Annotated in this window: 20 protein-coding genes and 4 pseudogenes; 6 read left to right on the top strand and 18 right to left on the bottom strand. The window is 33.0% G+C overall.

The window, feature by feature from the left end; genetic code table 11:
- Nucleotides 1-136 precede the first annotated feature (136 nt).
- Nucleotides 137-2074: pseudogene (gene nagB / locus AC1RYN_RS07200) on the top strand (glucosamine-6-phosphate deaminase).
- Nucleotides 2075-2142: 68 nt separating this feature from the next.
- Here the strand turns inward: nagB and AC1RYN_RS07195 are convergent.
- The gene (locus tag AC1RYN_RS07195; protein ID WP_481806419.1) at nucleotides 2143-2508 is read right to left on the bottom strand and encodes a winged helix-turn-helix transcriptional regulator; all 366 of its coding nucleotides are present in this window, start codon (nucleotides 2506-2508) and stop codon (nucleotides 2143-2145) included.
- 169 nt (nucleotides 2509-2677) lie between these two features.
- Between AC1RYN_RS07195 and AC1RYN_RS07190 the strand changes: the two are divergent.
- Nucleotides 2678-3202 (top strand): annotated as a pseudogene (locus AC1RYN_RS07190) (NAD(P)H-dependent oxidoreductase).
- 119 nt (nucleotides 3203-3321) lie between these two features.
- Here the strand turns inward: AC1RYN_RS07190 and AC1RYN_RS07185 are convergent.
- Nucleotides 3322-3804 carry a MarR family winged helix-turn-helix transcriptional regulator gene (locus AC1RYN_RS07185; RefSeq protein ID WP_481806418.1) on the bottom strand — a complete coding sequence of 161 codons (483 nt, stop codon included), beginning with the start codon at nucleotides 3802-3804 and terminating at the stop codon, nucleotides 3322-3324.
- A 5-nt stretch (nucleotides 3805-3809) separates the two neighbouring features.
- Nucleotides 3810-4298 (bottom strand): GNAT family N-acetyltransferase, encoded by a 489-nt coding sequence (locus AC1RYN_RS07180; RefSeq protein ID WP_481806417.1) that lies wholly within the window; start codon nucleotides 4296-4298, stop codon nucleotides 3810-3812.
- 217 nt (nucleotides 4299-4515) lie between these two features.
- On the opposite strand from AC1RYN_RS07180, the gene AC1RYN_RS07175 reads away from it, so the two are divergent.
- Nucleotides 4516-5394 (top strand): EamA family transporter, encoded by an 879-nt coding sequence (locus AC1RYN_RS07175; protein WP_481806416.1) that lies wholly within the window; start codon nucleotides 4516-4518, stop codon nucleotides 5392-5394.
- A gap of 167 nt (nucleotides 5395-5561) precedes the next feature.
- On the opposite strand, the gene AC1RYN_RS07170 is transcribed toward AC1RYN_RS07175, so the two are convergent.
- From AC1RYN_RS07170 to AC1RYN_RS07160, 3 genes are read right to left on the bottom strand one after another with little or no spacing between them, the layout of a single operon-like run.
- The gene (locus tag AC1RYN_RS07170; RefSeq protein ID WP_481806415.1) at nucleotides 5562-6881 is read right to left on the bottom strand and encodes a hypothetical protein; all 1320 of its coding nucleotides are present in this window, start codon (nucleotides 6879-6881) and stop codon (nucleotides 5562-5564) included.
- A gap of 9 nt (nucleotides 6882-6890) precedes the next feature.
- Nucleotides 6891-7232, bottom strand: coding sequence for a hypothetical protein (locus tag AC1RYN_RS07165; protein WP_481806414.1), 342 nt, complete (start codon nucleotides 7230-7232; stop codon nucleotides 6891-6893).
- A complete protein-coding gene (locus tag AC1RYN_RS07160) occupies nucleotides 7204-9300 on the bottom strand; it encodes a TonB-dependent receptor (protein WP_481806413.1) in 2097 nt (698 codons plus the stop codon). Before AC1RYN_RS07160 ends, AC1RYN_RS07165 begins: the two co-directional genes overlap by 29 nt.
- Nucleotides 9301-9649: 349 nt before the next feature.
- Between AC1RYN_RS07160 and AC1RYN_RS07155 the strand changes: the two genes are divergently transcribed.
- Nucleotides 9650-10747 carry a helix-turn-helix domain-containing protein gene (locus AC1RYN_RS07155; RefSeq protein WP_481806412.1) on the top strand — a complete coding sequence of 366 codons (1098 nt, stop codon included), beginning with the start codon at nucleotides 9650-9652 and terminating at the stop codon, nucleotides 10745-10747.
- Nucleotides 10748-10817: 70 nt separating this feature from the next.
- Here AC1RYN_RS07155 and AC1RYN_RS07150 read toward each other — a convergent pair.
- Both AC1RYN_RS07150 and AC1RYN_RS07145 read right to left on the bottom strand, forming a co-directional pair.
- Nucleotides 10818-11273, bottom strand: a pseudogene (locus tag AC1RYN_RS07150) (Mpo1 family 2-hydroxy fatty acid dioxygenase); the annotation flags it as partial.
- A gap of 251 nt (nucleotides 11274-11524) precedes the next feature.
- Nucleotides 11525-12775, bottom strand: a complete 1251-nt coding sequence (locus AC1RYN_RS07145) for a TMEM143 family protein (RefSeq protein ID WP_481806411.1) — start codon at nucleotides 12773-12775, stop codon at nucleotides 11525-11527.
- Between the two features lie 356 nt (nucleotides 12776-13131).
- Here AC1RYN_RS07145 and AC1RYN_RS07140 point away from each other — a divergent pair, with 356 nt between their 5' ends.
- Both AC1RYN_RS07140 and AC1RYN_RS07135 read left to right on the top strand, forming a co-directional pair.
- On the top strand, nucleotides 13132-13353 hold the full coding sequence (locus tag AC1RYN_RS07140) for a hypothetical protein (RefSeq protein ID WP_481806410.1): 222 nt from the start codon (nucleotides 13132-13134) through the stop codon (nucleotides 13351-13353).
- A 145-nt stretch (nucleotides 13354-13498) separates the two neighbouring features.
- A complete protein-coding gene (locus AC1RYN_RS07135) occupies nucleotides 13499-13741 on the top strand; it encodes a hypothetical protein (protein WP_481806409.1) in 243 nt (80 codons plus the stop codon).
- A 104-nt stretch (nucleotides 13742-13845) separates the two neighbouring features.
- On the opposite strand, the gene AC1RYN_RS07130 is transcribed toward AC1RYN_RS07135, so the two are convergent.
- From AC1RYN_RS07130 to AC1RYN_RS07085, 10 genes and pseudogenes are all read right to left on the bottom strand, one after another.
- Entirely contained in the window at nucleotides 13846-14850 is a 1005-nt protein-coding gene (locus AC1RYN_RS07130; protein ID WP_481806408.1) for an isoaspartyl peptidase/L-asparaginase family protein, read from the bottom strand.
- A 187-nt stretch (nucleotides 14851-15037) separates the two neighbouring features.
- Entirely contained in the window at nucleotides 15038-15940 is a 903-nt protein-coding gene (locus tag AC1RYN_RS07125) for an ROK family protein (RefSeq protein ID WP_481806407.1), read from the bottom strand.
- Between the two features lie 163 nt (nucleotides 15941-16103).
- On the bottom strand, nucleotides 16104-17564 hold the full coding sequence (locus AC1RYN_RS07120) for a glycoside hydrolase family 125 protein (protein ID WP_481806406.1): 1461 nt from the start codon (nucleotides 17562-17564) through the stop codon (nucleotides 16104-16106).
- Nucleotides 17565-17568: 4 nt separating this feature from the next.
- Complete coding sequence (locus AC1RYN_RS07115; RefSeq protein ID WP_481806405.1) at nucleotides 17569-19854, bottom strand: GH92 family glycosyl hydrolase; 2286 nt, start codon at nucleotides 19852-19854, stop codon at nucleotides 17569-17571.
- An 82-nt stretch (nucleotides 19855-19936) separates the two neighbouring features.
- A complete protein-coding gene (locus AC1RYN_RS07110; protein ID WP_481806404.1) occupies nucleotides 19937-21091 on the bottom strand; it encodes a GH92 family glycosyl hydrolase in 1155 nt (384 codons plus the stop codon).
- 127 nt (nucleotides 21092-21218) lie between these two features.
- Nucleotides 21219-21446 carry a glycoside hydrolase domain-containing protein gene (locus AC1RYN_RS07105; protein ID WP_481806403.1) on the bottom strand — a complete coding sequence of 76 codons (228 nt, stop codon included), beginning with the start codon at nucleotides 21444-21446 and terminating at the stop codon, nucleotides 21219-21221.
- A 263-nt stretch (nucleotides 21447-21709) separates the two neighbouring features.
- A pseudogene (locus AC1RYN_RS07100) lies at nucleotides 21710-22209 on the bottom strand (hypothetical protein).
- A gap of 257 nt (nucleotides 22210-22466) precedes the next feature.
- Nucleotides 22467-23135 carry a glycoside hydrolase family 2 protein gene (locus tag AC1RYN_RS07095; protein ID WP_481806402.1) on the bottom strand — a complete coding sequence of 223 codons (669 nt, stop codon included), beginning with the start codon at nucleotides 23133-23135 and terminating at the stop codon, nucleotides 22467-22469.
- Nucleotides 23132-24151, bottom strand: a complete 1020-nt coding sequence (locus AC1RYN_RS07090) for a glycosyl hydrolase 2 galactose-binding domain-containing protein (RefSeq protein ID WP_481806420.1) — start codon at nucleotides 24149-24151, stop codon at nucleotides 23132-23134. Before AC1RYN_RS07090 ends, AC1RYN_RS07095 begins: the two co-directional genes overlap by 4 nt.
- A gap of 16 nt (nucleotides 24152-24167) precedes the next feature.
- Nucleotides 24168-24359 (bottom strand): glycosyl hydrolase 2 galactose-binding domain-containing protein, encoded by a 192-nt coding sequence (locus AC1RYN_RS07085; RefSeq protein ID WP_481806401.1) that lies wholly within the window; start codon nucleotides 24357-24359, stop codon nucleotides 24168-24170.
- Nucleotides 24360-24524 lie beyond the last annotated feature (165 nt).

Below are 24524 nucleotides of genomic sequence, written 5' to 3'. Positions count from 1 at the left end.
ATCCCTATTGGAGGTTTCCTACTTAAAAAATCTAAAAAGGCGTTTCAATCAAAGTGAATTGCGTAGAGAACTATGTCAAAAAACGAATTAAAGGATACACTTAATTTATAAAATAACCAACTCAAATAACACAAAAATGGAAAGTGCTATAGAAATTAAACCAGACATTAGCTATAAAAGTGCTGGTAAATTTGAAGAGACACGATTTGAAAAAATCCACAACGAAATCTTCAAAAATTCTACCGAAGCATCGATAATTGTTGCGCAGGAAATTGCTCAATTAATTAGATCAAAACAAGAAAAAAATAAATCTTGTGTACTAGGTTTAGCCACAGGTTCTTCGCCTATAAAAGTATATGAAGAATTAGTTAGAATGCACAATGAAGAAGGATTGAGTTTTAGCAATGTTGTCACTTTTAATTTGGATGAATACTATCCGATGACTAAAGAAAACAATCAGAGTTATCATCATTTTATGCATCAACATTTATTTAATCACATTGATATCAAACCAGAGAATGTAAATATTCCTGACGGAACAGTTGCAATCGATGAATTGAATCAATATTGCATTGATTATGAAATGAACATAAAAAATGCTGGAGGATTAGATTTCCAATTATTAGGAATTGGCCGTACAGGTCACGTAGGATTTAATGAGCCAGGTTCTCACATAAATTCAGGAACACGTATTATTACTTTGGATCATATCACGAGAGTAGATGCTTCTTCCGACTTTAACGGAATTGATAATGTACCAAAAAGGGCCATTACAATGGGAGTATCTACAATTCTCAGATCCAAAAGAATAGTACTTATGGCTTGGGGACAAAACAAAGCCGATATTATCAAGAGAACCATTCAAGGTGATATTAGCTCTGAAGTTCCAGCAACATTTTTGCAAAATCATGGCAATGCAACTTTTGTTTTAGATCAATCAGCAGCATCAGAACTAACTCGTTTTAAAACGCCATGGTTAGTAGGAGAGTGTATTTGGAATCAGGAATTAAAAAGTAAAGCGATTGTTTGGTTGTGTCAAAAAACAAAACAATCTATTTTAAAATTAACCGACAGAGATTACAACAATAACGGAATGTCTGATTTATTGGCTCAGGAAGGTTCGGCTTACGATTTGAATATAAATATGTTCAATGTATTGCAACACACCATTACAGGATGGCCAGGAGGAAAACCCAATACGGATGATTCGCATCGTCCAGAGAGAGCCAATCCAGCTAAGAAAAAGAATTATTCTTTTTAGTCCACATCCAGATGATGATGTTATCTCGATGGGAGGAACATTTTCAAAATTAATAAAACAAGGGCACGATGTACATGTTGTATATCAAACCTCTGGGAATATTGCTGTTACCGATGATGAAGCATTGAGGTTTGCTGAGGTAAGTAACGATTTTATTACAGATGCAGATACTAAAATAAATTTCAAAATCAGTAATTGAGTTTTTGAATAATAAATCAGAAAATCAAATTGATTCCTTGGAAGTTAGAAATTTAAAAGGACTTATCCGACGAAGAGAATCGATGCTCTACAAGATATATAGGGTTAAAAGATGAAAACACCCATTTCCTGGATCTTCCTTTTTATGAAACAGGACAAATCAAGAAAAATCCGTTAGGACTTGAAGATATTGCTATTGTAAAAGACATTATCGACCAAATAAAACCACATCAAATGTTTGCAGCAGGAGATCTTGCAGATCCACACGGAACACATGAAGTATGTTTGAATGCCATTTTTGCTGCAATGAAGGAATTAAAACCACAACCCTATATGGATGATTGTTGGTTATGGTTATACCGTGGAGCTTGGCACGAATGGGATATTGATGAAATAGACATGGCTGTACCATTAAGTCCATCTGAAGTATTATTAAAACGTCACGCCATTTTATAGCACCAATCTCAAAAAGACAGAGTTATGTTTCAAGGTAATGATTCTAGAGAGTTTTGGGTTAGAGCCGAAGATCGTAATAAAAACACAGCGATTTTATATGATGATTTAGGTCTTGCAGAATATGAAGCGATTGAAGCTTTTAAACGTTTTGATTATTAATAAGAAGTATCGATTTTAGCAATTAACACAGATTAAAAAGGGCAATAATTTTAATCTGTGGCTAAATCCTAAAGTACTATTTCCTCTTCTTTTTCTAATATCGTTTTTAACTGAGGAGCAAAATTCATTCCCCACTTATCAAGGGCAACAATTAAAGGTAAAAGAGATATTCCTGTTTCAGTAAGATAATATTCTACTCGTAAAGGAACTTCAGTATAAATTGTTTTTGCCAAAAGCCCGTGTAATTCCAATTCTCTTAACTGGTTTTGCAATACTCGTTTGCTAATCCCATTAATCGCCAGAACCAAATCTTTAGGACGTTTTATGCCTTTATGAATTTCATCCAATAAACAAAATTTCCATTTAGAACCTACCACTTCCATTGCAACAGTAAGACCACAATTATAATCTATCGGAATTTTTCGTTGATACATTTTTTAGTTTCTTTTATTAATCTACAAAAGTAAAAATAAACGAAGTAACTGCTTTAAATTATCTATGGTGATTAATTTATCAGCTTATATGATTAATTTCTCCCTTATTGGTTAATCATTCCCGAACGAGTTTGATATTTGCACAAGCAAGATTTTAAAATTTATTAGCATGAAGACCTTAGTAATTATTATACATCCCGATTTAAAAAATTCAATAATAAACAAACGATGGATTGAAGAATTAAAAAGTATCCCGAAAAGTATCTCTTACATGATTTGCACAGTGCGTATCCAGATGGAAACATCAATATTGAGAAAGAAAAACAGCTTGTAGAATCACACGATACAATTATATTTCAGTTCCCTTTTTACTGGTTTAATTGTCCGCCACTTTTCAAAAAATGGCTAGATGAAGTATTAACACATGGATGGGCATATGGCTCAAAAAGTGGATATAAACTAAGCAATAAGAAAATTGCATTAGGAATAGCTGCTGGAATTAATGAAGAAGATTACAGCGCAACGGGCAGATAAATGCACTTAAAACAATTAACAGCTCCGTTTGAAGTTACTTTTAATTACTAAAAGCCGACTACAAACCATTATTCGCTTTTTATGGTGCAGAACATAACGCTACTACTGAAAGGATAGAAAAAGCGCACATGATTATATGTCATTTATTGAGCAATTATAAAATTGTAAAGCATAAAAGCAAACACGAATTACACAAATTATCACCAACAATTAACTTAGTTTGATAAATTCGTGTTTTACTTTCTTCTTTTCTTATAGTATCTCGTTTTTTTATACTATCTATAATTTGCTCTCTTTTAATTGTAATGCTCTTTGTAGAAAACTCTGATTAGCAATTTTACTTTCAGCTTCATTTATGGCTTTTAGTAAATTATTCTCATTATCAGTAATTTCATTAAGAACTTCGGAGATAATATCCCAAACAGGTTTCATTTTTAAGATGAGATTTTGTCCTTTTGCAGTAAGCACAATTAAACGTTTACGCTCATCTTCCTTATCCTTTTTGGAACGAATAAGTTTCTGTTTTTCTAATTCTTTTAGCAGACTAATTGTAGATGGATGTGTATAACCAATCTCATTGGCAATTTCTACAATACTCAATACACCTTTATTATGAAGCGTATAAATTACTGGAAACCATTTGGGTTCAAACTCAATATCAAATGATTTGTAGAGCATTGCACCATCTTTGCGCAGTTGTTCACTAAGACGTTGCAGTCTTGTCGATAATGCCAAAATACCCGATTCATCTATAATATTCATCCTTTCTAGTTTAATTTTAAATGACAAAACACATTATCGACATCTACTATAGGAAATGCACTTGGAAGTGTTCCTTTCTCAATTCGCACAAAATTATTTCTTTCATAAAAGCGCAAAGCTGCTTCTAATATCGAAACTGTACCCAAATATAAATCAAGTACATCATTTTGTTTGCTAAAAGTAATTAATGTGTCCAAAAGTTGTTGGGCAATAAATAACTCTTTACCTCGGTATTCTTTTTTTACAAACATCTTTCTTATCGCACCTTCCCTATCGTCATATTTTACCAAGGCAATAGTACCAACTAATTCCCCATCAATAAAAGCACCCCAAAAGCACCCTCCTTTTTTATGATAAAATTCATTTATTTCTAAAAGATCAGGTTGATCTTCTAGAGTTATTGGAACATTAAATTCCTTTTGCTGAATATTTAAAATTAAATCAACTACAGCATCTGAATGATTATTTTCAATAGGAACAATTATTATATTCATAACTTAAAATATTTATAATTCAAAACTACGTAGTTAAATACCTAAAACCAAAATTATTTTATTAAAATTTTAACAACTTACAAATAAATAGCTAAGTAATTACGCTTCTTTTTCATTAAAAACAGCTTCTAAAAACATTACAATTCATTTAACTTATTAGCCAAATTTCTGAGTGAATTTTTTTGTAATTTTGCGCCCTCATATTTTGAACCCTTTCATGAAAAATAAACTAATAAATATACCGCCACTTCCAGCAATTCTTCTAGCAATTATAAGTGTACAATTTGGAGCGGCAATTGCAAAAAGTCTTTTCCCTGCTATCGGTGCAGCTGGAACAGCATCATTACGAATTGGAATTTCAGCAATAATTCTGTTATTAGTTTACAGACCAAACTTACCTGCCATTACACTTGAACAATGGAAACTTGTTATTCCTTATGGATTGTCATTAGGATCAATGAACTTAATCTTTTACCTCGCAATAGAACGAATTCCTGTTGGTTTAGGAGTTACATTAGAATTTATTGGCCCATTAGTACTGGCCGTTTTTGGATCAAAACGTATGGTTGATTATTTTTGGGTATTACTTGCTGCAATAGGAATTGCTCTTATTGCGCCATGGTCTGGCAATGGTATTGACCTTATTGGAGTGTTTTTTGCATTATTAGCAGGTGTCTTCTGGGCAACTTATATTGTTTTGGGTGGAAAAGTTTCGAAAGTAATGAAAGATGGTGACGCAGTATCAACCGGAATGTTATTTGCATCGTTACTTATAGTTCCTTTTGGAATTATGGAAAATGGATTAAGCAACCTAACTCCAACTTATTTAGGAATGGGAATCGCACTTGCGCTATTGTCAAGCGCAATACCTTTTACATTAGAAATGAAAGCACTTGGCCAACTTCCTCCACGTACTTTTAGTATTTTAATGAGCCTAGAGCCTGCTGCTGCCTCAATTTGTGCCTTTTTCTTTTTACAAGAACATCTTGCTCCTAGTGAAATACTTGCCGTATTTTTCGTAATAATAGCATCTGCTGGTTCTACAATGACTGCTAAAAAAAGCAATTCAAATCAAGGATTAAGAATCCTATTATGAATATTTAGAAGCATTTTTCGTCTGTGAGACAATATTGTGGTTGTTTTGTGTGTGAATGAGTCCTTTGCAACTTTGAACCTTTACAACTTAGAACCACCAAGCCTAAAATAAAAAAAGCAGCAATTCAAAACGAATCGCTGCTTTTTTTAGTAATGGTAGATAAATTACTAGAATATACCAATGTAGTATTGATCTGCACCTGAAAATACTTTTGCCCCTACAGTACCATCAGCGTTTTCAGAATTCACATCATAAATGTAAATGTTTCCTTGTACACCAACTGGAGTTAATGCAATATAGAATTTTCCATCTCTCACAACTGAATTTTGGTATTGTTGCAACCATAATCCTTTAGGAACAGTTAAATCAATGATTTTTCCATTTTTAAAATCCATTCTTGCCAATCCCCATGAACCTGAATAAGTTGGTTTACCATTTGAATCAACACCAACCTGAATTTCATCCACACCTACTTTTTCATAAGGGATATAACCAATTCCGTTACCAGCATAAAACCAACCACTACTAGAAGCTGGCTTACCTAACAATCCGCTTACACTATATATATATGACTCATCGTATTTACCATCTTTAATTTTTACGATGTTTAACTCTTTTCCGTTTCCAACCATTTGCATGATTTCACCAGCTTCATTAATGTGTTGTGTAGGAGTACGGTAACCATTTGTAGCTCCTTTAACATGCGAAGTACTAATAACAGTAGCATTAGTTAAACTTGGATAATCAAGTACAAGTGTAAAAGTCTTATCCGTTTCTCCTGCTTTACCAGTTGCTGCGTTAAACTTGCTAACTGATGCTCCATAATATAATTTATTTCCAGAAATAACTGGACAATCTATACGAGAAATATAATATCCTTCACTAGCCAAAGTTCCTGGAAGAATTAAATCAATATCTTTTTTGAAATTACTCCCGAAATTCATTGCCTCTAAGTCTAAAATACCAATAGCAACAGTCATTTTGTGCTTTAAATAATCTTTTTTATCAGCTCCACCATATTGTGCAACAGCAGCAATATTATGCACAGATGCTACTTTATCATTCATTTTTGTAAAACGAACAGCTTTTACTCCTAATGGAATAGAAGCGTCAAAAGTGATTATTTTTTTATAATTTTCTCCACCATGATACGTTAACTTATCGATAGTACCAACTGTATAATTAAGGCTATAAACAATAGAACCATCTGTAGATGTAAATACTCTGGCTGTACGTGATGAAGTCATTGAATATCCTTTTCCAAAAAATGACACCTCTCCTTTAGAAAGGTCAGAGATACCTTGAAGATAAGTTCCAGAAATGCTACCTGAACCATTAGCAAATGCTAATTGGAAGTCTTTTTTTACTTCTGGTAATGTAGGAGCAATTTCCCCTTCACTATCATTATTGCTACATGAGCTCAATAGAGCTATTGCACAAGCACCAGAAAGTAATGTACTTTTTAAATTTCTAAATTTAATTTTCATTGTGATTAATTATTTTGAAGTTAATGAATATGTAAGTTTGGCATAAAATGCACGACCTGGTTTTTGCAAACCAAAATTGTCAAATATCTGTTGATCAAATATGTTTTTTGCATCCACACTAATTGTGAATTTATTAGATGGAAAAGTATAGGCAATCCCTATGTTGTTAGAAAATTGTGTCGGAATATAATCTAAGTTCTTTCCTCCAACATTGGCCCAGTTTCTAAGAAATTCATCCACATAGCTAATATTATAATAGATAGAAGCCTTAGATTTTTTGGCAAATAAATCATCCTGATAATAGATTGCATTAATATTAAATTTAAACGAAGGCTCGTTTCTTATTTGCATACGATAAAACAAGTATGGAGCACCATTCGGCATCGAAACGCGTATTAAACAAAGACTCAAATTTTGATATATTAAGAGAAAGATTAAACTTCTTAGCATAATCATAAATTATCTCAGCATCTATACCACGAGACATAACATTTTCAAGGTTTTCAAACTGCGAATACGTAAAGCTACCAGCTCTTATTGATTCTCTAATCATTCCTTTTGTATCTCTGTAAAAAAGTGACGTATTTAGCCTAATAGAATGATTATTAAATTTTAATCCCGACCAGTTCACACCAATATTAACATTGTGACTCGTTTCAGGTTTTAGTTCACCAGCTGGAGCAAGTAAATTGTCATTAATATTACCAAACAATTCGTTAGCACTTGGCAGACGCATTGCTTTCTCAGCAGATCCTAACAAATACAAATTAGGATTTAGCTCATACGATAATGTAATCCCATAGCCACTAAAATCAGATTTTTTAGTAAATACTCTCATCTCATAATTAGGAATACCTGGAGTAATATCTTGTCTAAAAGGTTCATTTGAAGTAACCTTTTGAAAATAATGCTTATAAAAAACATTCGTTCTTAGTTTTTGAGAAAAAGCTAAATTCTCATAAGTAAACGAAACAATATTTTTTTGTAAATCTCTTGTGTTCTCTAATAGTTGTAATCCTAAAGGTTGTAATTCATCCGATATTCCACGTACAAAATTATTATACATATAATTGGCATATATCGTGTTATTGCTATTTAATGTATATCCTAAATTGGTACGAACAAACAAAGTTTTATCGGTATTAATTCCCAAAGTTTTAGCACTTGCAACCTCAGCCCCGCTAGTATATTTTACATAAGTACCATCAGGATACATAATTGGTTTTCCGCTCCAATCATACATCACACCTACAGTATCTATTGCTTGTCTTTTTAGATAAGAGTAACTAGCATCTGCTTTAAACGACAATCCTTTTGCCAAAAAATCGTTCTTACTATATGTTAATGTAGCAATACTAGAATTACGTCTGGTATGACGGTCACCATATACATTATCCATTGTAATACCATGCTGAACTTCTTTATAATCCTTCGATAAAATACCCCCAATCATAAACCTGTCGGCCCATTTTACATCTGTAAAACCAACTTCTACTTTTGTACCATATGATTTATAAGCATCATGAAAACGTTTTGCACGCTGGTTTACCTTAGTTTGCCCAGTGTAATCCTTGAAAGTGATATTTTTTCCCCAAACTTCATAGTTGTTATCACTATAATTATAAAAAGCCGAAGCATCAACTGTAAATCCATTCTCTTTTCGATAATTACTTGTAATATTCCATTGATGCGTATTAAATGAACCTAGAGAATAAGACGTTACAAGAGAGTTTCTAGTTTTTTTCTTCAAGATAATATTGATTGCTCCACCTAGTGCGTCCTCAGAAAGGTTAGCAGGAACAACTCCTTTATAAACTTCAATACGATCAATTAAGGCTGGAGGAATACTATTTAAAGAATAAGAAGAACCAAAATTAGAAGAAGGAATACCATCAATAAAAACCTTTACAGCATTACCTGATAAACCATTAATATTGTAATCAATTCTAGATCCCAATCCCCCATCTTGCCTAATACGAACCCCTGCAGAACGGTCTAATAACTCATTAGTCTGTATCGATTGCATAGCCATCTTTTGGGTTTCGATCACATTTACGGCAAACCCCTTTGTTTCTACTTCTTTTTTCTCAGTCTTAACATTAATTACAACTTCTTTTAAACCTAAACTTGCTGAAGGTTCAACAATTAGTAAAATCCTTTCACTGTTCCCTTTAAAGTCTACTTTAATACTTTTTTTGGTGATTTCGATAGAACTTACTTCAATTTCGTAATGTCCATGTGTCAAACCTCTAAACTCAAACTTACCTTCATCATCTGTAATCACCTGATGTTTAGTATTTTTAACAGCAACAGCTGCATAAGTAATTGGCGTTCCGTTTTCCAATTTTAAAACTCCTGAAAGAATTCCATTTTGAGCTAACAAACCTGATGGGAGAAAAAATATAGAAATAAAAAACATACTATACTTTAAAGGTTGTAACAAAAAGCAATTCTTTTTAAAAGTTGAAATATTTTCATTTTTTGAAAAAAAAACAATCCTGTTCAACCTAAAAATAGCAGCACAATGATTTATTATACAAGTAGTTATTAAATTCCTGATTGCTATAAGACAATCTATGTAGTTTTTGAAACCCATTACAAAGTAAAATTGGTATTATTAATTTACCTGCAAACTTACCCCTAGTCACTCTGGATAAGGGTTTCAATTAAGGATTATAACATACACAAAAAGGATTGTTTTTATTTAGACTCAATACACATATGAAATATTAAACGTATATTTGCATTACATTAAAGTAAGAATTTCCATGCAACTTAAAACAATAATAAAAGATATAGACTATAAACTCTGTGATAAAGTCTTTTTTGGAGATGATATCCAAGCCTATGAACTTATCGAAGAAATCAATACCTATAATGACCCTGAATATGGCACTATAAAGGATAGTCATACTTTAGCTGGATCTTTTTTTATAAATTTTATTGAAGTAGATTTACTTAAGCCTATAAAAGTTGAATATTATACAGATGAGCCTGTCATACAAATGTTCTTTTTTATGAAAGGATGTTCTAACCTCATGCACCATCAGATACACTATTTGCCAGCAGGTACAAAACTGGCAAAACTTCCTGCTACCTCAACAGTCCTGGAATATCTATCGATATTAATTCCTCAGGATGACTACATCAAGCTTGTAGATTCATTAGATTTAGATTTCGAATTTATCTCGACCTGTACTAATGAAAATCCTGCAAAACAAATAAAATATAGCGAAATCATGTCACCAGAAATTCTGACTACTGTAAGAGATATTGTTTCTTGCGAAAGGATAGGACATTTCCGCAGAATGTACATGGAAACAAAAGTTACAGAATTATTGTTGCTACAAGTGGAGCAGTTAACCCAAACACAAAATACTTCTATTAAAATTCCGAAAATTGATATAGAAAGAATGCACCATGCTAGAGAATTGGTTACACAAAACATTATTACTCCTTGTTCCCTAATTGACCTTGCTCGTAAAGTAGGAACCAACGAATTCAAATTAAAAAAGTACTTTAAAGAACTATTTGGAACAACCGTTTTTGGATATTTAAACGAACTAAAAATGAACGAAGCTAAACAGAAATTATTAAAAGACGAACTCAATATATATCAAGTAGCCGAATCATTAGGCTATAAGACTCCAAATCATTTTAGCACAGCATTCCGTAAATATTTTGGCTATCCCCCTAGTCAAATTAAGAATCACACCAATCAAATGGCCTCGAGCTTTACAAAAACTAAAGAAATAGTAATTAGTATGCTTTGTCCTTTTATAACAGAAATATCCTGTTCTGGATTTATTGATAATTTAATCTCATTCATTACGGTTTTTATTAACATCAGCTTTCTCAATATATAGCTATTTATTACCAATTTAGCACTCAAAACAGGAGCTATAAACCTTTACTTTACAGAGAGGATTTAGTGCTTTATATTTTTTTCTTAGAAAACAAATTCTCTACTACCCATGCAGGGCCAATCATTAGAAACTGAAGATCTTTTAGAAAAGAAGGTTTTTTGCCTTCAATATTGTGCCCGTAGAATTGCCCAACCCAAGCAATAACAAAAACGCCTATTGAGAAAATCCATAACGGAAAAATTTGTCCGATATAATAATTCACTACCAGACAAATTGCTGATAAAATTGCAATTTTAAAAGCCATTGCAACCGACAATCGGATATAAAAAACAAGTACAAAAAGTAATACGACCGTAGCCCAATTTTCGATTATTGGAGCATTCAATTTAAAAATATTAGCAATAAAACTACTCGGAATACTCATTAATAAACCCACAATCGAAAAGTAAATAGCAGGTACACATATATAATGTATCGCTTTATTTATTGGGTTCTGATGACTCACTGCATATTCTTCAAACCATTGCTTAACGTTCTCATATTATAGGATTTAGATATACGTAAATCTAATAAATTTTATGGAAGATGCAAAGAGTTTTGAAAATAAGCTACTGAGGTTCTGAGGCTCTAATATTTAAAGGTTATTTAGTTTGGGGATAAAAATGACTGTGATATTATTCTAAAATTCATCTTTTCTCACAATTGCCATTCCGACGCATGAGGAATCTCATCAAGGAATTCCACAAACGAAACAACCTTTAAACCTTTTTTAGTACCTCAGAAACTTAAAACCTCTGTACCTCCACGATTATAATCAAAAACACTGTCCCACAATTCATCAATTTTAATGAGTGCTTTATCAAGCGAAATTACCTCCCACTTTCCATTTGTTTCTATACCTAAACCAATGCTTTTTAATTTCAACAAGGCGTTATTCACATTAAAATCTAATTCAGTATTTAATTTTGTCGAAAACCAAGATTCAATTTGTTCATCGAGTTCATCAGCCGTTAAAGCTCTATTGCTTCTATTCAAAAAAGCATAAGCCAAAATAGTTTCCTTAAGCACTTCTTCTTCCGAAGAATTCAATAATGAATAAAAAGCACCACTATTGTTTCCTAGATTCTTAAAGTAAAGACTATCCGAAAGCATTTTGGAATATTTAATCTTCTTATTTGTAAAATTACTGTACTGACGAAATAAGTAAGCTGAAAGTACTCCTAATGCAATTAAACCTTGATTAAGCGAGGTTTTACTGTTTAGTAAATCAATTGCCTCTCCTGATTGGTAAGCTCCATACATCCCAATTAATGCAGGAATTACAGTTGTACTTAATAACGAAACTCCTCCAAAAATTCCAGGAACCCAAAGCAATAATTTATCTGTAGTAGACATCATAGGGGTCGCATTTGGAAATATAGTTTCCAGATCATTTTTAGGAACACGCTTAAAGATTTTTAAAACTATAGATCCTGGGTCAATAGGCATTTTTCCTAATTTTACCTTTTTTTCTTTAAGAGAATCTGCATCATTATAATTGAGATAAATCATGACACGATCATAATATTCAATCTCAATTTCTTTCTTCCAGAAAATAAATTTTGTTACCGTTTCTTTTGCCTTATGGCTTCCTCGAACATACAATTCATACTCTTTAAATGCGTTAAAATCTATAGCTAAATTTAACCCTATTAAATCAGAATCTTCAAAGGCATTATCCAATGTTTCTTTATCAATCCGTCTGTAATTTCCATATTCTAAAACTGTATGAAGTGTTTCTTTAAAAACGGCGAAATTACTTTTACCAATAAATCCTTCACGCTCTTTCGGACTTAAATCGGGATCAAATAAAGCATAATTTTGCTTTAGATTTCGATTAAGATTAAAGGCTTCATAATGATAATAATGTTCGATTATATCAAATAACTTTTTAAATTCATCAACCTTTTTGGGGTCTTCACTGATCGTTGCTATTTGTTGTTCGAGTAAGAATTCCTTATTAAAAGGAATATAATGTTCTCGTTTCATATGGGGTTTTAGGGCTTTTAAAGAGCCAAAGGTACAAAGGTTTTAGGAAAGGTACAAAGGCTCTAAAGCGCTAAAGTTTGCGTAGAGAAAAGCTCTCTAACCTTATACTTTACCGCTAACTTTCTTTCTAATTTAAAAGCAATCTCTAAGGATAAAATTGAGAAGTAACTTATGGAGATTCTTAGACTGTCTCTTTTAGAAAAAAATACAATTACCTAAAATTTTATAAACTAAGTAGCCTTTGAATTTTAGTACCTCAGTACCTTTCCTAAAACCTTTGAGCCTTTAAAAATCTACTCACAAAAAAAGCATAGTATAGCATGAGCCATTTCTATTAGCCTACCTTACACAAAAAAATGGCAATAAAACATAAAGTTCGGCTCGTTGAAGCATTGTTTGACCGCCTTGAAATTGAAATTACTGCTTTTAAATCTGAAACTCATTTGTTTTGCAACGCTGGTTGTGGCAAATGCTGTTCAAACCCAAGTATAGATGCTTCTCCTTTAGAATTCTTACCTTTGGGCATTTCATTTATTCTTAAATGGTATTGCCGAAGAAACCTTAGCCCAATTAAATAATTCTGCTAGTAAAAATTGTCATTTATATCACCCTCTGTCTGTTTTAGAACATCACAAAGGAAATTGTACCAATTACCGTTATCGCGGATTAATATGTCGTCTTTTTGGTTATGCAGCAAACACTGATAAATATGGAAAATTACGATTGGCAACCTGCAAAATCATAAAAGAAGAACAACAAGAAAACTTTCAAACTGCCGAAGAATTAATCAATAAAGGAAAACATGTCCCTATTTTTACCGATTATTATATGCGCCTGGCACAAATTGATCTTAAAATGGGAATCAAATTACTCCCTATAAACGAAGCGCTAAAAATGGCTATCGAAGAAGTCTTGCATTATTATGCCTATAGACCATTTCCGGGTGGATTGGAAAACATTGCTTAAGTCTAATTCCAAAAATCCTCATTATCTAAACTTAAAAAAATGCGCAAAGTCTAAAACTATTGCGCATTACAAAACAATTAACTCTTCGTGAGCTAACTACTATTTTACTTTAGGAAATAATCGGCATCGATTAATTTATTTCCTGTATCATCGTAAACAGCATAGTTAAAACCTCCCTGAATACAATAAGACCCATATTCGCCTGCTTTATTCAAGGCAATAAAACCTACTTGAATATCCTTTAAATCTTTGTTTCTGTTCTTGGTTAGTTTTACAATTCTTGCTACTGCTTCTTCGCAAGCTTTTTGAGGTGATTTCCCTTGTCGCATTAACTCTACAACAAGATGACAACCCGAAATTCGAATTACTTCTTCGCCATGTCCTGTGGCAGTTGCAGCTCCAATTTCATTATCAACATACAAACCTGCTCCGATAATTGGAGAATCTCCAACACGCCCATGCATTTTAAAAGCCATTCCACTTGTGGTACATGCTCCCGATAGATTTCCATTGGCATCCAGAGCAATCATTCCTATTGTATCATGATTTTCGATATTGGCAATGGGTTTGTATTTGCTATCTTTCAGCCATTCTTTCCATTCTTTTTCCGACTCTTCTGTCAGCAGATTTTCTTTTTTAAATCCTTGTGTCAATGCAAATTGTAAAGCCCCGTCTCCAACCAACATTACATGAGGCGTTTTTTCCATTACGGCTCTTGCTACCGAAATTGGGTGTTTTATATATTCTAAAGAAGCAACAGAACCAATATTGGCATTTTCGTCCATAATACAAGCATCCAGCGTTACCCGACCATCTCTATCTGGACGTCCGCCATAGCCTACACTTCTTTCTTTTGGGTCTCCTTCTGGGATTTTAACTCCTGCTTCAACAGCATCCAAAGCGCTGCCTTTACTTTTTAGAACTTCCCAAGCAGCTTCATTTGCTGGAATTCCAAACTTCCATGTAGAAAGTACAATTGGTTTCTTTACTTTCTTAGAAATCAAAACTTTTTCTTCTTCTTTCGAATCTGAATTAAAAGATTGCAATGCCACAGCTACTGAAGCTATAGCTGCTGTTTTTATGAAATTTCTACGATTTGAGTTTGTCATATCTAAATATTTAAAAACCATATAAGTTATATAAAATCATTTAAGATGGCTGTTTATTGCTACTCAAAATTAAATTATATAAGTAATATTTAAAACTTTTTTAGTTATCTACATTTAGCTAAAAAATTAAAACCGAGTTATCAAAATTCTTTTATATGAACTTATACAACTTATATGGTTTAATTATTTAAGCTTTATAAAGCAAACTTGTAGCGCCTAATAATGCTGCTTTTTCATTATCTGTAGAAATAGATACAGTAATAGTACTTCCTGCTTCTTTTATTTTTTTATTGAAAACTGGTAAGAAAAACTCACTTGCGTTTGCAATTTTTCCTCCAATGATAAAACTATCAACAGAGAAATTCTCTAACCATGGAAGAATTATTACTGCCAAATCTTCTCCCATTTTTTCAAATACTTCTATTGCCAATTTATCTCCAGATTTTGCCAGATTAAAAAGTTCTAGACCATTGTTAATTTTTTTTCCGCTTAAAGCGAAATAACCAGCTATAAGTCCTCGTGCCGAAACATAATCTTCGGCTATTCCTTCTTTATACGGAAGGTCGTATATTTCACCATCTTTTGGCACTAAATCTCCTGTACTAATTGATTCTCCTCTATCAATAAAACAAGCGCCAAGTCCTGTACCGAGCGTAATTGCCATTACTTTTTTAGAAAAATTGTTTATATCTTTAAAAACTTCTCCTTTACCAAAACAAACGGCATCATTCTCGAAAAAAATTGGAAAATCATTGGAAAGATTCAATTTTTCTTTAAATAAATCTCTAACATTTAAACCATAAAAGTGTTCATATTTAGATTGATCTTTTATCCAGCAAATTCCATTATTATAATCAAATGGTCCTGGCATACAAACTGCTAATCCTATTGTGTTTCCTACTTTGGAACTTTCAATAGAAGTCCTTATTGCTTTTTCCCAAATAGTCATTACTTCTTCTACTGGCAAATTAGAATCAAATGATTCTTTATGCAATGAAAAGTCAATTACTTTCATGTCTGTTATATCTATAACCGCTGCGGTAATATGTGTGCCCCCAATGTCTAATCCAACGGCATATTTTTTATTCATTCTTTTTTATTTTTAACCATTAAGCAATTAAGTTTTATTAAGCATCGCTACTTAACTTTTCTTAATTCCTTAATGGTATATTTTTTTAGCTTTTATTTTTTTATCACCAGTTATAGAGATTTTAAAAACTTAATTTTTCTTAATCTCTTAATGGTAACTATTATTAGATATTTTTATCTTTTAAGATCTGAGGATAATGAATACTGGTATGTACTATCATTTCTCCAAACAATGTATTTGCCCAAGCAAACCATTTTCGGGTAAACTTTGTAACATCATCTTTATGAAATGACTCGTGCATAAATCCTGTATCAGCATTTGTTTTTATTAAATTGCTAATACATGCTTTTATCTCTTTTTCATCAACACTAGTAATGGCTCTCAAAACTATACTCATAGGCCAGATGGTATCTGTTCCTGTATGTGGTCCTCCTACACCTTCTCCTGCTTTTCCTTTGTAGAAAAACGGATTATTGTCTGAAAGTACTACTTTACGTGTATTCAAATATAGTGGACTATCTGGCTCAATGGCTCCTAAATACGGTAATGATAATAATGAAGGAACATTAGCATCATCCATCATATGAAAACTTCCATATCCGTTAACTTCAAAAGCAATAATTTTTCCGAATTTTGGATGTTCGATGATTCCATTTTCTTCTAATCCTTTCTGAACTTGCCCCTGTAATTCTTTTGCTTTAGCAACTAAATCATTGTCTTTTAATGCTGGCAAAGAGAAAATTTCCTGAAGATATCCAAGTACTTCGATCGCAAACATATTACTCGGAATCAAATATCCAAATAACGTACTATCATCACTTGGTCTAAAAGTCGAAACAATTAATCCGCATGGTTTTACAGGATATCCATAACCGCTTAATGGCACTCCATCGGTAGCCCAAGCTGTTACTCTCTGGAAATTGTATGGACCTTTATCTGTCCATCGCTGTTGTTCTTTAAAAGTTTGCAGTACCAAAAGCATCGCTTCTTTCCACTTACTGTCAAACAAACTAATATCTCCAGTTTCTTTCCAATATCCGTGTGCCAGTCTTATTGGATAACATAAACTGTCAATTTCCCATTTGCGCTCGTGAATACCTGGTTGCATTTTGGTCATGTCGTTCTTCCATTCGCTTACCTGATTAAAATCTTTGTAAAAAGCATTTGCATAAGGATCTAATAAAATACATTTTGTTTGGCGGTTGATTACTCCTTTTACCAATTCGGCTAGTTTTTTATCTTCCTTTACAAACGGAATATATGGCCATATTTGCGCTGTACTATCTCTTAACCACATCGCATCGATATCTCCTGTAATTACATAAGTATCTGGTTTACCATCGATGATTTCAAAATCAACAGTTGTATCTAATGTATTAGGAAAGCAATTCTCAAATAGCCAAGCCAATTCTGGATTTGCTATTTGTTTTTTGATTCTTACAATTGCTGCTTCAACAGCTTTACTTGTAAATTTTCTTTCTGCCAAAGGTGGTCTTTTGGTAATAAAATCTTTTAAAGCAAAATTGAAAGCATCCGATTGCATTCCAAAAACATCTGTTTGAAGTGCCAATAATCCTGCTGAAAAAATTCCTGTATTTTTTATAAATTTTCTACGTGATTGCATAGTATTATTTTGAGGTTGAATAAGAATATGGGTAGGTACTTGCTGAAGTTCCTCTTTGTAAATTAGGTTTGCTGGTCATGTCAAAATTTAATTCACCACCTTTTAATACATCAAAATGATTGATATAATTTTTAGTATGAGTTGCATTATTCCATTTTAAATCCTGAACATATTTGTTAGTTTCTGAATTATTTGGAGCATTTATAATAAGCTGCTTTCCGTTTTCTAACTGTAATGTTACTTTTTTAAATAATGGTGCTCCCAGAACATATTCGTCTGTACCTGGGCAAACTGGATAGAATCCCATTGCTGAGAATACATACCAAGCCGAAGTTTGTCCGTTATCCTCATCTCCACAATATCCATCTGGAGTTGGTTTGTACAAACGATTCATTACTTCGCGAGACCAATATTGCGTTTTCCAAGGTTCACCAGCATAATTATACAAATAAATCATGTGTTGGATAGGCTGATTTCCGTGTGCATATTGTCCCATATTCATGATTTGCATTTCGCGTATTTCATGAATAACTGCTCCGTAATAACTATCATCAAAAACTGGAGGAGTTGTGAAAACAGCATCTAATTTGGCTGTAAATTTTTTCTCGCCACCCATTAAATCAATCAAACCATTTATGTCATGAAAAACACTCCAACTGTAATGCCACGCATTTCCTTCAGTAAATGCATCTCCCCATTTAAACGGATTGAAATTTTTCGGGAAACTTCCGTCTTTATTTCTACCGCTCATCAATCCGATTTCTGGATTATAAAGATTCTTATAATTCATCATTCGTTTTTCGAATAAACTAATTTCATTTTTCGGACGGTTTAAGGCTTTCGCTAATTTCCAAATCGTAAAATCATCATAAGCATATTCTAGTGTTCTAGCTGCATTTTCGTTAATTTTCACATCATAAGGAACATATCCTAAAGTATTGTAATATGCTACTCCTTTTCTACCTACCGCTTCTAATGGGCCTTCATTATTGGCTCCATGCAACAAGGCTTCATATAATTTATTAATATCATATCCTCGCAATCCTTTCATATAAGCATCGGAAACTACTGATGCTGAGTTATTACCAACCATCACATTTCTAAATCCTGGACTTGACCACTCTGGCAAGAAACCTCCTTCTTTATAATCATTGATTAATCCTTCCTGCATTTCTTTATTTATCGAAGGATACATTAAATTAAGCAGAGGATATAAAGCTCTGAAAGTATCCCAGAATCCTGTTCCTGCATACATATAACCTGGCAACACTTTACCAGTGTAAGGGCTGTAATGCATTATTTTTCCTTTAGCATCTATTTCATACTGCTTTTGTGGAAAACAAACAGTACGATATAAACAAGAGTAAAAAGTTTTAAGTTGCTCATCACTTCCTCCTTCTACAGTTAATTTTCCTAAAATTTTATTCCATTCTTGCTTTGATTCGGCTACCGTTTCATCAAAAGTTGCTTTCCCTAACTCACTTTTCAAATTCAGTTCTGCCTGTTCTATACTGATAAATGATGATGCTACTTTTACATTTATTTTTTCTCCTTTTTTAGTTTTAAAACCAACTATTGCGCCAACATGGTTGTCTTTTAATTCTAGTTTATTTTTTTCTAAAACCTTATCATGCCATGTATAATTGGTCGAAAATGGTTTATCGAATTCCAATACAAAATAGTTTTTGAAATTCTCTGGAACTCCGCCACTGTTACGAGTCGTATATCCTATAATTTTATTTTCTGATGGAATTATTTTAATATAAGATCCTTTATCAAATGCATCAATTACGATAGAAGATTGCTCGTTTTCTGGAAATGTAATCTGAAAATGTGCTGCTCTTTCCGTAGCTGTAATTTCTGTTGTTACATCATAATCGGCTAGATATACGCTGTAATAATAGGGTTTTGAAACTTCTGCTTTATGACTAAACCAACTTCCTCTTTCGTCTTCTGTAAAAGTTAATTTTCCTGTTACAGGCATAATCGAAAACTGTCCGTAATCGTTCATCCAAGGCGAAGGCTGATGGGTTTGTTTGAATCCTCTAATTTTTTCGGCTGTATAAACATAAGCCCATCCGTCTCCCATTTTTCCAGTTTGCGGTGTCCAGAAATTCATTCCCCATGGTCTGCAAATTGCAGGATAGGTATTTCCGTTAGAAAGACTATGCAAAGATTGTGTTCCCATTAATGGATTTACATATTCTACTGGATCTAAAGCTTTTACTTGTGCATTTACAAAAATGCAGCATTGTAATACCCCTAAAAAAATTAAACTCTTTATTTTCATGATTTTTTATGTAAAATGTATGTTGTAAAACGTGAAATGTAATCTGAAAACTGCGACTGATTACTGAAAACTAACAACCTCATTAAAGCGGTCTATCTTCTTTCTTCACCCCAAAAGTCGTCGATGGTTTGCTTCCCATATACAATTTTAATTCTCCTCCTTTTACAATCATATCATGCGTGATGTATGCTTTTGTGTATGGTTTTCCGTTATATTCTGCTTTTTGGATATAGATGTTAGTTTTGCTATTATCTATTGCTTTTAATGTAAATGAAATCCCTTCTTTGTGATGAATTGTTGCTGTATTTACTAACGGACTCCCTAAAACATAAATTCCATTTGCCGGATTAACTGAATAAAAACCCATTGATGAAAATACATACCAAGCCGACATTTGCCCTAAATCCTCATTTCCGCATAATCCGTCTGGTTTTGTTGAGTAGAATTTATCATCAATTTCACGTATTAGCTTAGCCGTTTTCCATGGTTGCCCTGCGTATGCATACAAATATGGAATATGATGATTTGGCTCATTTCCTTGTGCATATTGTCCAATTAATCCACTAATATCTGGTGATATTTCTTCGCCTTCTACTTTGTCTGTTATCAGGAAAAGTGAATCTAACTTAGCTAAAAATTTATCTTCGCTACCAAATAATTCAATTAAACCATAAGGATCCTGTGGAACCAACCATGTATATTGCCATGCATTTCCCTCTACATAATCGTCTTTACGATGTGCTGATGAAAGCGGATTAAATGGTGTTCTCCAATTTCCATCTGTTAATTTTCCACGCATGAATGTGGTTTCTTTATCGAAATAAAGCTTGTACAAATTGGCTCTTTTAGTGAAATAATTATAATCATCAGTCTTATTCAAATCTTTTGCCATTAGTGCTATACAATAATCATCGATAGCATATTCTAAAGCATTCCCAACTGATTCCAGCAATTTATCCGCAGGAATATATTCTAAGTTTTGAACATAATCCATTCCCTCACGCGTTTGCATAGCAGTTTTTTTGATGGCTTCATAAGCCAATGCTATATCGTAATCTCTATAACCTTTAAAGTAAGCATCTACAATCTGAATCCAGTGATTCCCGTTCATTGTATTGGTTTCATTCCCCATTAAATGCCAAATAGGTAATCTTCCTTGTTGCTCATAGATAGCCAAAAATGATTTAACAATATCATTAATTTTATTGGTCGTAATTGTTATATATAAAGGATGCAAAGCACGGTATGTATCCCAAAGTCTTAAAAGTAGTATAGTTGGTAAAATTTGCTTTTTCGTATACTTTTTTATCTTGTCCCCTTATAATCTCCATTTACATCATTAAAAATTGATGGAGAACATGGTATCATTGCTTATAAAAAACTTTTGTTGTTTTATCATCTGCTTTTATCTGTATCTTATTTAATTCTTTGTTCCATTTTGAAGTCGCTTCTTTTACTACTGCATTAAAATCCCAACCCGGAATCTCAGCTTTAATATTCGCAGAAGCGTTTTCATAACTTACTGGAGATATTCCGACTTTTACTAAAACTTGTTTGTTTTTTAAAGCCTTAAAATCTAAAACAGCTTTCATTCTTACCGCTTCTCCTTCGTTTCCTACAACAAAGAGCAGTTGTGTTATCGTACAATGCCATATTGGTAATTGGCTTTAGAGAATTCGATTGTAAAAAATATACGTTGATCAGCAGCCCAACCTGTAGAATATCTATATCCTGCAAGGGTTGTTTCGTTTATCTTTTTATAAATGTTTTTACTGGTTTGTCCCATCCCACACCATCGGCAAGGTCTAGTAAAACGTGATTATCTGTAGCGGCATTAAATGTATATTTATAAAACCTACCTTTTTGAACTTGCTGTTAACTCTGCTTTAATTTTGTATTTATCCAATAAAACACTGTAATATCCAGCTTTGCTTACTTCGTTTTTATGAGAAAATAAGATCCATAACCAGTTACCATATCTTCTTTTGTCCCTTTGGTAAGCTGTACTTTTCCTGATACTGGTAACAAAAGAATATCGTTTAAATCTCCAATTCCTGTTCCGCTTAAATGGGTATGTGTGAATCCTAATATGGTATTACTTGCATAATTATATCCGCTGCACCAATCCCAACCTTCAAAAACATTTACTGGTCCTAATTGTACTGCTCCAAAAGGAACATTGGCCCCCACAAATACATGTCCGTGACCTGCAGATCCTATTAATGGATCTACATATTTAGTGTAATCTATACTGCTTTGTTTTGCTTTCTTTTCCTGTGAAATCGCAGGATTGGCAAAAAATAGATTTAAAGCTACAATACCGCTAAAAGCTATTTTGTTATATTTTTTAAACATATTTTATTTTTTTATTTAACTTGTGTAATGGCACGCGGATGACACGGATTAAACAGATTTACGCGGATATTTTTTAATCTTTGAACCGAAAAATTTAACCGCAAAGTGCGCAGTCCCGATAGCTATCGGGATACGCAAAGCTCGCAAAGTTTCCCCTTTGAACCTTTGCGAGTTTTGCGGTGCGTCTCTACAGAAACTTATGAACCTTTTTTTATTCGCAATACAAGAAACCTTTGTCCCTTTGCCCCCTCAGAACCTTAGTACCTCTTCAAAACATCATAAAGAGAATAAACCTTAACCTCTGGCTTAACAATTTTTCCTTCAAACGTAATTGTTCTTTCTTCTCCTGCTTTTAAGTCGATATAATTATCACTCCATTTGCCTGTGTATCCTTTTATGGAAACATTTACATATTTAGCAAACTTTGAAGCTTTCAGAATGAGCTTATTTCCTTGAACTTTCCAGGTGATTTTTGGTTCTTCGAGTTTTAAATCTATCGGACGAGTTAAATCAATTTCTGGTTTAATATCATCACGATAAGCTTCTTTCATGGCATACCAAGCTGCTTTTGGCTGACGGTCGTAATAATCGGTTACACTCCAACTTGCCACAGGCCAACAATCGTTAAGCTGCCAAACGAATGTTCCCATATTATAAGGTGCTTTAGAACGATGAATTCCGATAATGTTCTTCAACGAATAATATTGCAAACATTGTGTGAGGTATGTATAATCTTCGACATTCATTTTCTTTATTTTGGTCGAATCTATAAAATAACGATTTAGATAAGAATCTAATTTCATGAATCCTTTTCCTGCTTTTTGATGCGCTTGCAAAATATCGGAATATAAATATCTGTCTTCTGGTAATGTAAATCTTTCTATTGACGAATAATTTGGCATCCCCTGCATTCCGTACTCACTCACAAAACGTCCTGTTTTTTTGTACCCGCTTCTACATCTTCTAATCCCCACCAAGTTCCCCAATAATGGCTATCTCCTTCAGTAATACTTTTTTCTTTTGACCAATGAAATAATGGCGATGAACTAATGTATGGTCTTTTATTATCAACCTCTTTTACCCATTTTGGGATACTATCCTGAAACAAACGAACATAATCTTTCCATAATCGTGTTGAGTCTTGTTTTGACATATTCATACTTTTTTGCCATCCCCAGTTTTTGAATGCTTCGTCGGCTTCGTTATTTCCGCACCATAATACAATACTAGGATGATGACGCAAGCGTTTTACCTGATACTGAACTTCTTTCTTTACATTATCAAAAAAAGCATCGTCTCCTGGTACCATTGTTCCTGCAAACATAAAATCTTGCCAAACATTAATTCCGTATTTATCGCATAAATCATAAAAATAATCATCTTCATAAACTCCTCCGCCCCAAATACGAAGCATATTCATATTGGCATCCTTTGCCATACCAACTACTTTCTCATATTCCTTTTTGGTCACTCTAGAAAGAAATGCATCCGAAGGAATATAATTAGCTCCTTTCATGTACACTGGCTTTCCATCTATTTTAAAGTAAAATGATTTTCCTAAACTATCTGGTTGTTGTACCAACTCTATCTTTCGATTGAGTACATACGGTTTCTCAGGCGTTTTTTTTTCATATGCTTCTAAGCGTGGAGTTTTCCATATTCCGCAAGTGGTGAAATTTGGTCCTGAATCCCATCCAAAATGATATTGCGCTTTACGTACATACGCACGAGGATTGTCTGGAATTACAAATGGTAAATCTTTTTTAGCAAGCGAGTCGACTACATTTTGTGCTGATTTAAATACGATTACCAAGTCATTATTTCCTGATTTAATTATCTTTTTCACATCAACTTTCCACTGGCGGCAAATATTATCCGCCTTTAAAACCAATTGATTATTCAAATAAACTGTTGCATAAGTGTCTAATCCGTCGAAAACCAGTTCTGTGTATTTTTTATTATAAGTTGCAGGACTTACCTGAAAAGTAGTTTTCTATACTCCCAATCTTTTTTTTCATCCATTCTAGCTTTTTCTCATTGTCTCTATAAAATGGATCTGGTATTAATTTGTTGTTTAACAAATCGGTATGTATCTCTCCAGGAACTGTTGCTGGATACCATTTTTCAGTTTTTGTCTCGGGGTTTCCCACCTTTTTTTATATCAATATTTTGAGCACGAACTGCAAATGAAAAATTTGCAAGACAAATGCCGACTAACCAATAAAAGCTTTTTTTACATTCCATTTTTACTGTGTAATAAAATTATTATTTGGGTAGGTGCTGCCTCCCTAACAACAGGAGCATGTATTAACCTT

It is taken from the genome of Flavobacterium sp. TC780 (assembly GCF_056783245.1).
This window is presented reverse-complemented; position numbering and strand designations above follow the sequence as displayed.

Excerpts from the sequence above, each read along its gene's own strand:
- AC1RYN_RS07195 (WP_481806419.1), bottom strand. The coding sequence starts at position 2,508 with ATGTATCAACGAAAAATTCCGATAGATTATAATTGTGGTCTTACTGTT.
- AC1RYN_RS07185 (WP_481806418.1), bottom strand. The coding sequence starts at position 3,804 with ATGAATATTATAGATGAATCGGGTATTTTGGCATTATCGACAAGACTG.
- AC1RYN_RS07180 (WP_481806417.1), bottom strand. The coding sequence starts at position 4,298 with ATGAATATAATAATTGTTCCTATTGAAAATAATCATTCAGATGCTGTA.
- AC1RYN_RS07175 (WP_481806416.1), top strand. The coding sequence starts at position 4,516 with ATGAAAAATAAACTAATAAATATACCGCCACTTCCAGCAATTCTTCTA.
- AC1RYN_RS07170 (WP_481806415.1), bottom strand. The coding sequence starts at position 6,881 with ATGAAAATTAAATTTAGAAATTTAAAAAGTACATTACTTTCTGGTGCT.
- AC1RYN_RS07165 (WP_481806414.1), bottom strand. The coding sequence starts at position 7,232 with ATGCAAATAAGAAACGAGCCTTCGTTTAAATTTAATATTAATGCAATC.
- AC1RYN_RS07160 (WP_481806413.1), bottom strand. The coding sequence starts at position 9,300 with ATGTTTTTTATTTCTATATTTTTTCTCCCATCAGGTTTGTTAGCTCAA.
- AC1RYN_RS07155 (WP_481806412.1), top strand. The coding sequence starts at position 9,650 with ATGCAACTTAAAACAATAATAAAAGATATAGACTATAAACTCTGTGAT.
- AC1RYN_RS07145 (WP_481806411.1), bottom strand. The coding sequence starts at position 12,775 with ATGAAACGAGAACATTATATTCCTTTTAATAAGGAATTCTTACTCGAA.
- AC1RYN_RS07140 (WP_481806410.1), top strand. The coding sequence starts at position 13,132 with ATGGCAATAAAACATAAAGTTCGGCTCGTTGAAGCATTGTTTGACCGC.
- AC1RYN_RS07130 (WP_481806408.1), bottom strand. The coding sequence starts at position 14,850 with ATGACAAACTCAAATCGTAGAAATTTCATAAAAACAGCAGCTATAGCT.
- AC1RYN_RS07125 (WP_481806407.1), bottom strand. The coding sequence starts at position 15,940 with ATGAATAAAAAATATGCCGTTGGATTAGACATTGGGGGCACACATATT.
- AC1RYN_RS07120 (WP_481806406.1), bottom strand. The coding sequence starts at position 17,564 with ATGCAATCACGTAGAAAATTTATAAAAAATACAGGAATTTTTTCAGCA.
- AC1RYN_RS07115 (WP_481806405.1), bottom strand. The coding sequence starts at position 19,854 with ATGAAAATAAAGAGTTTAATTTTTTTAGGGGTATTACAATGCTGCATT.
- AC1RYN_RS07105 (WP_481806403.1), bottom strand. The coding sequence starts at position 21,446 with ATGAAAGCTGTTTTAGATTTTAAGGCTTTAAAAAACAAACAAGTTTTA.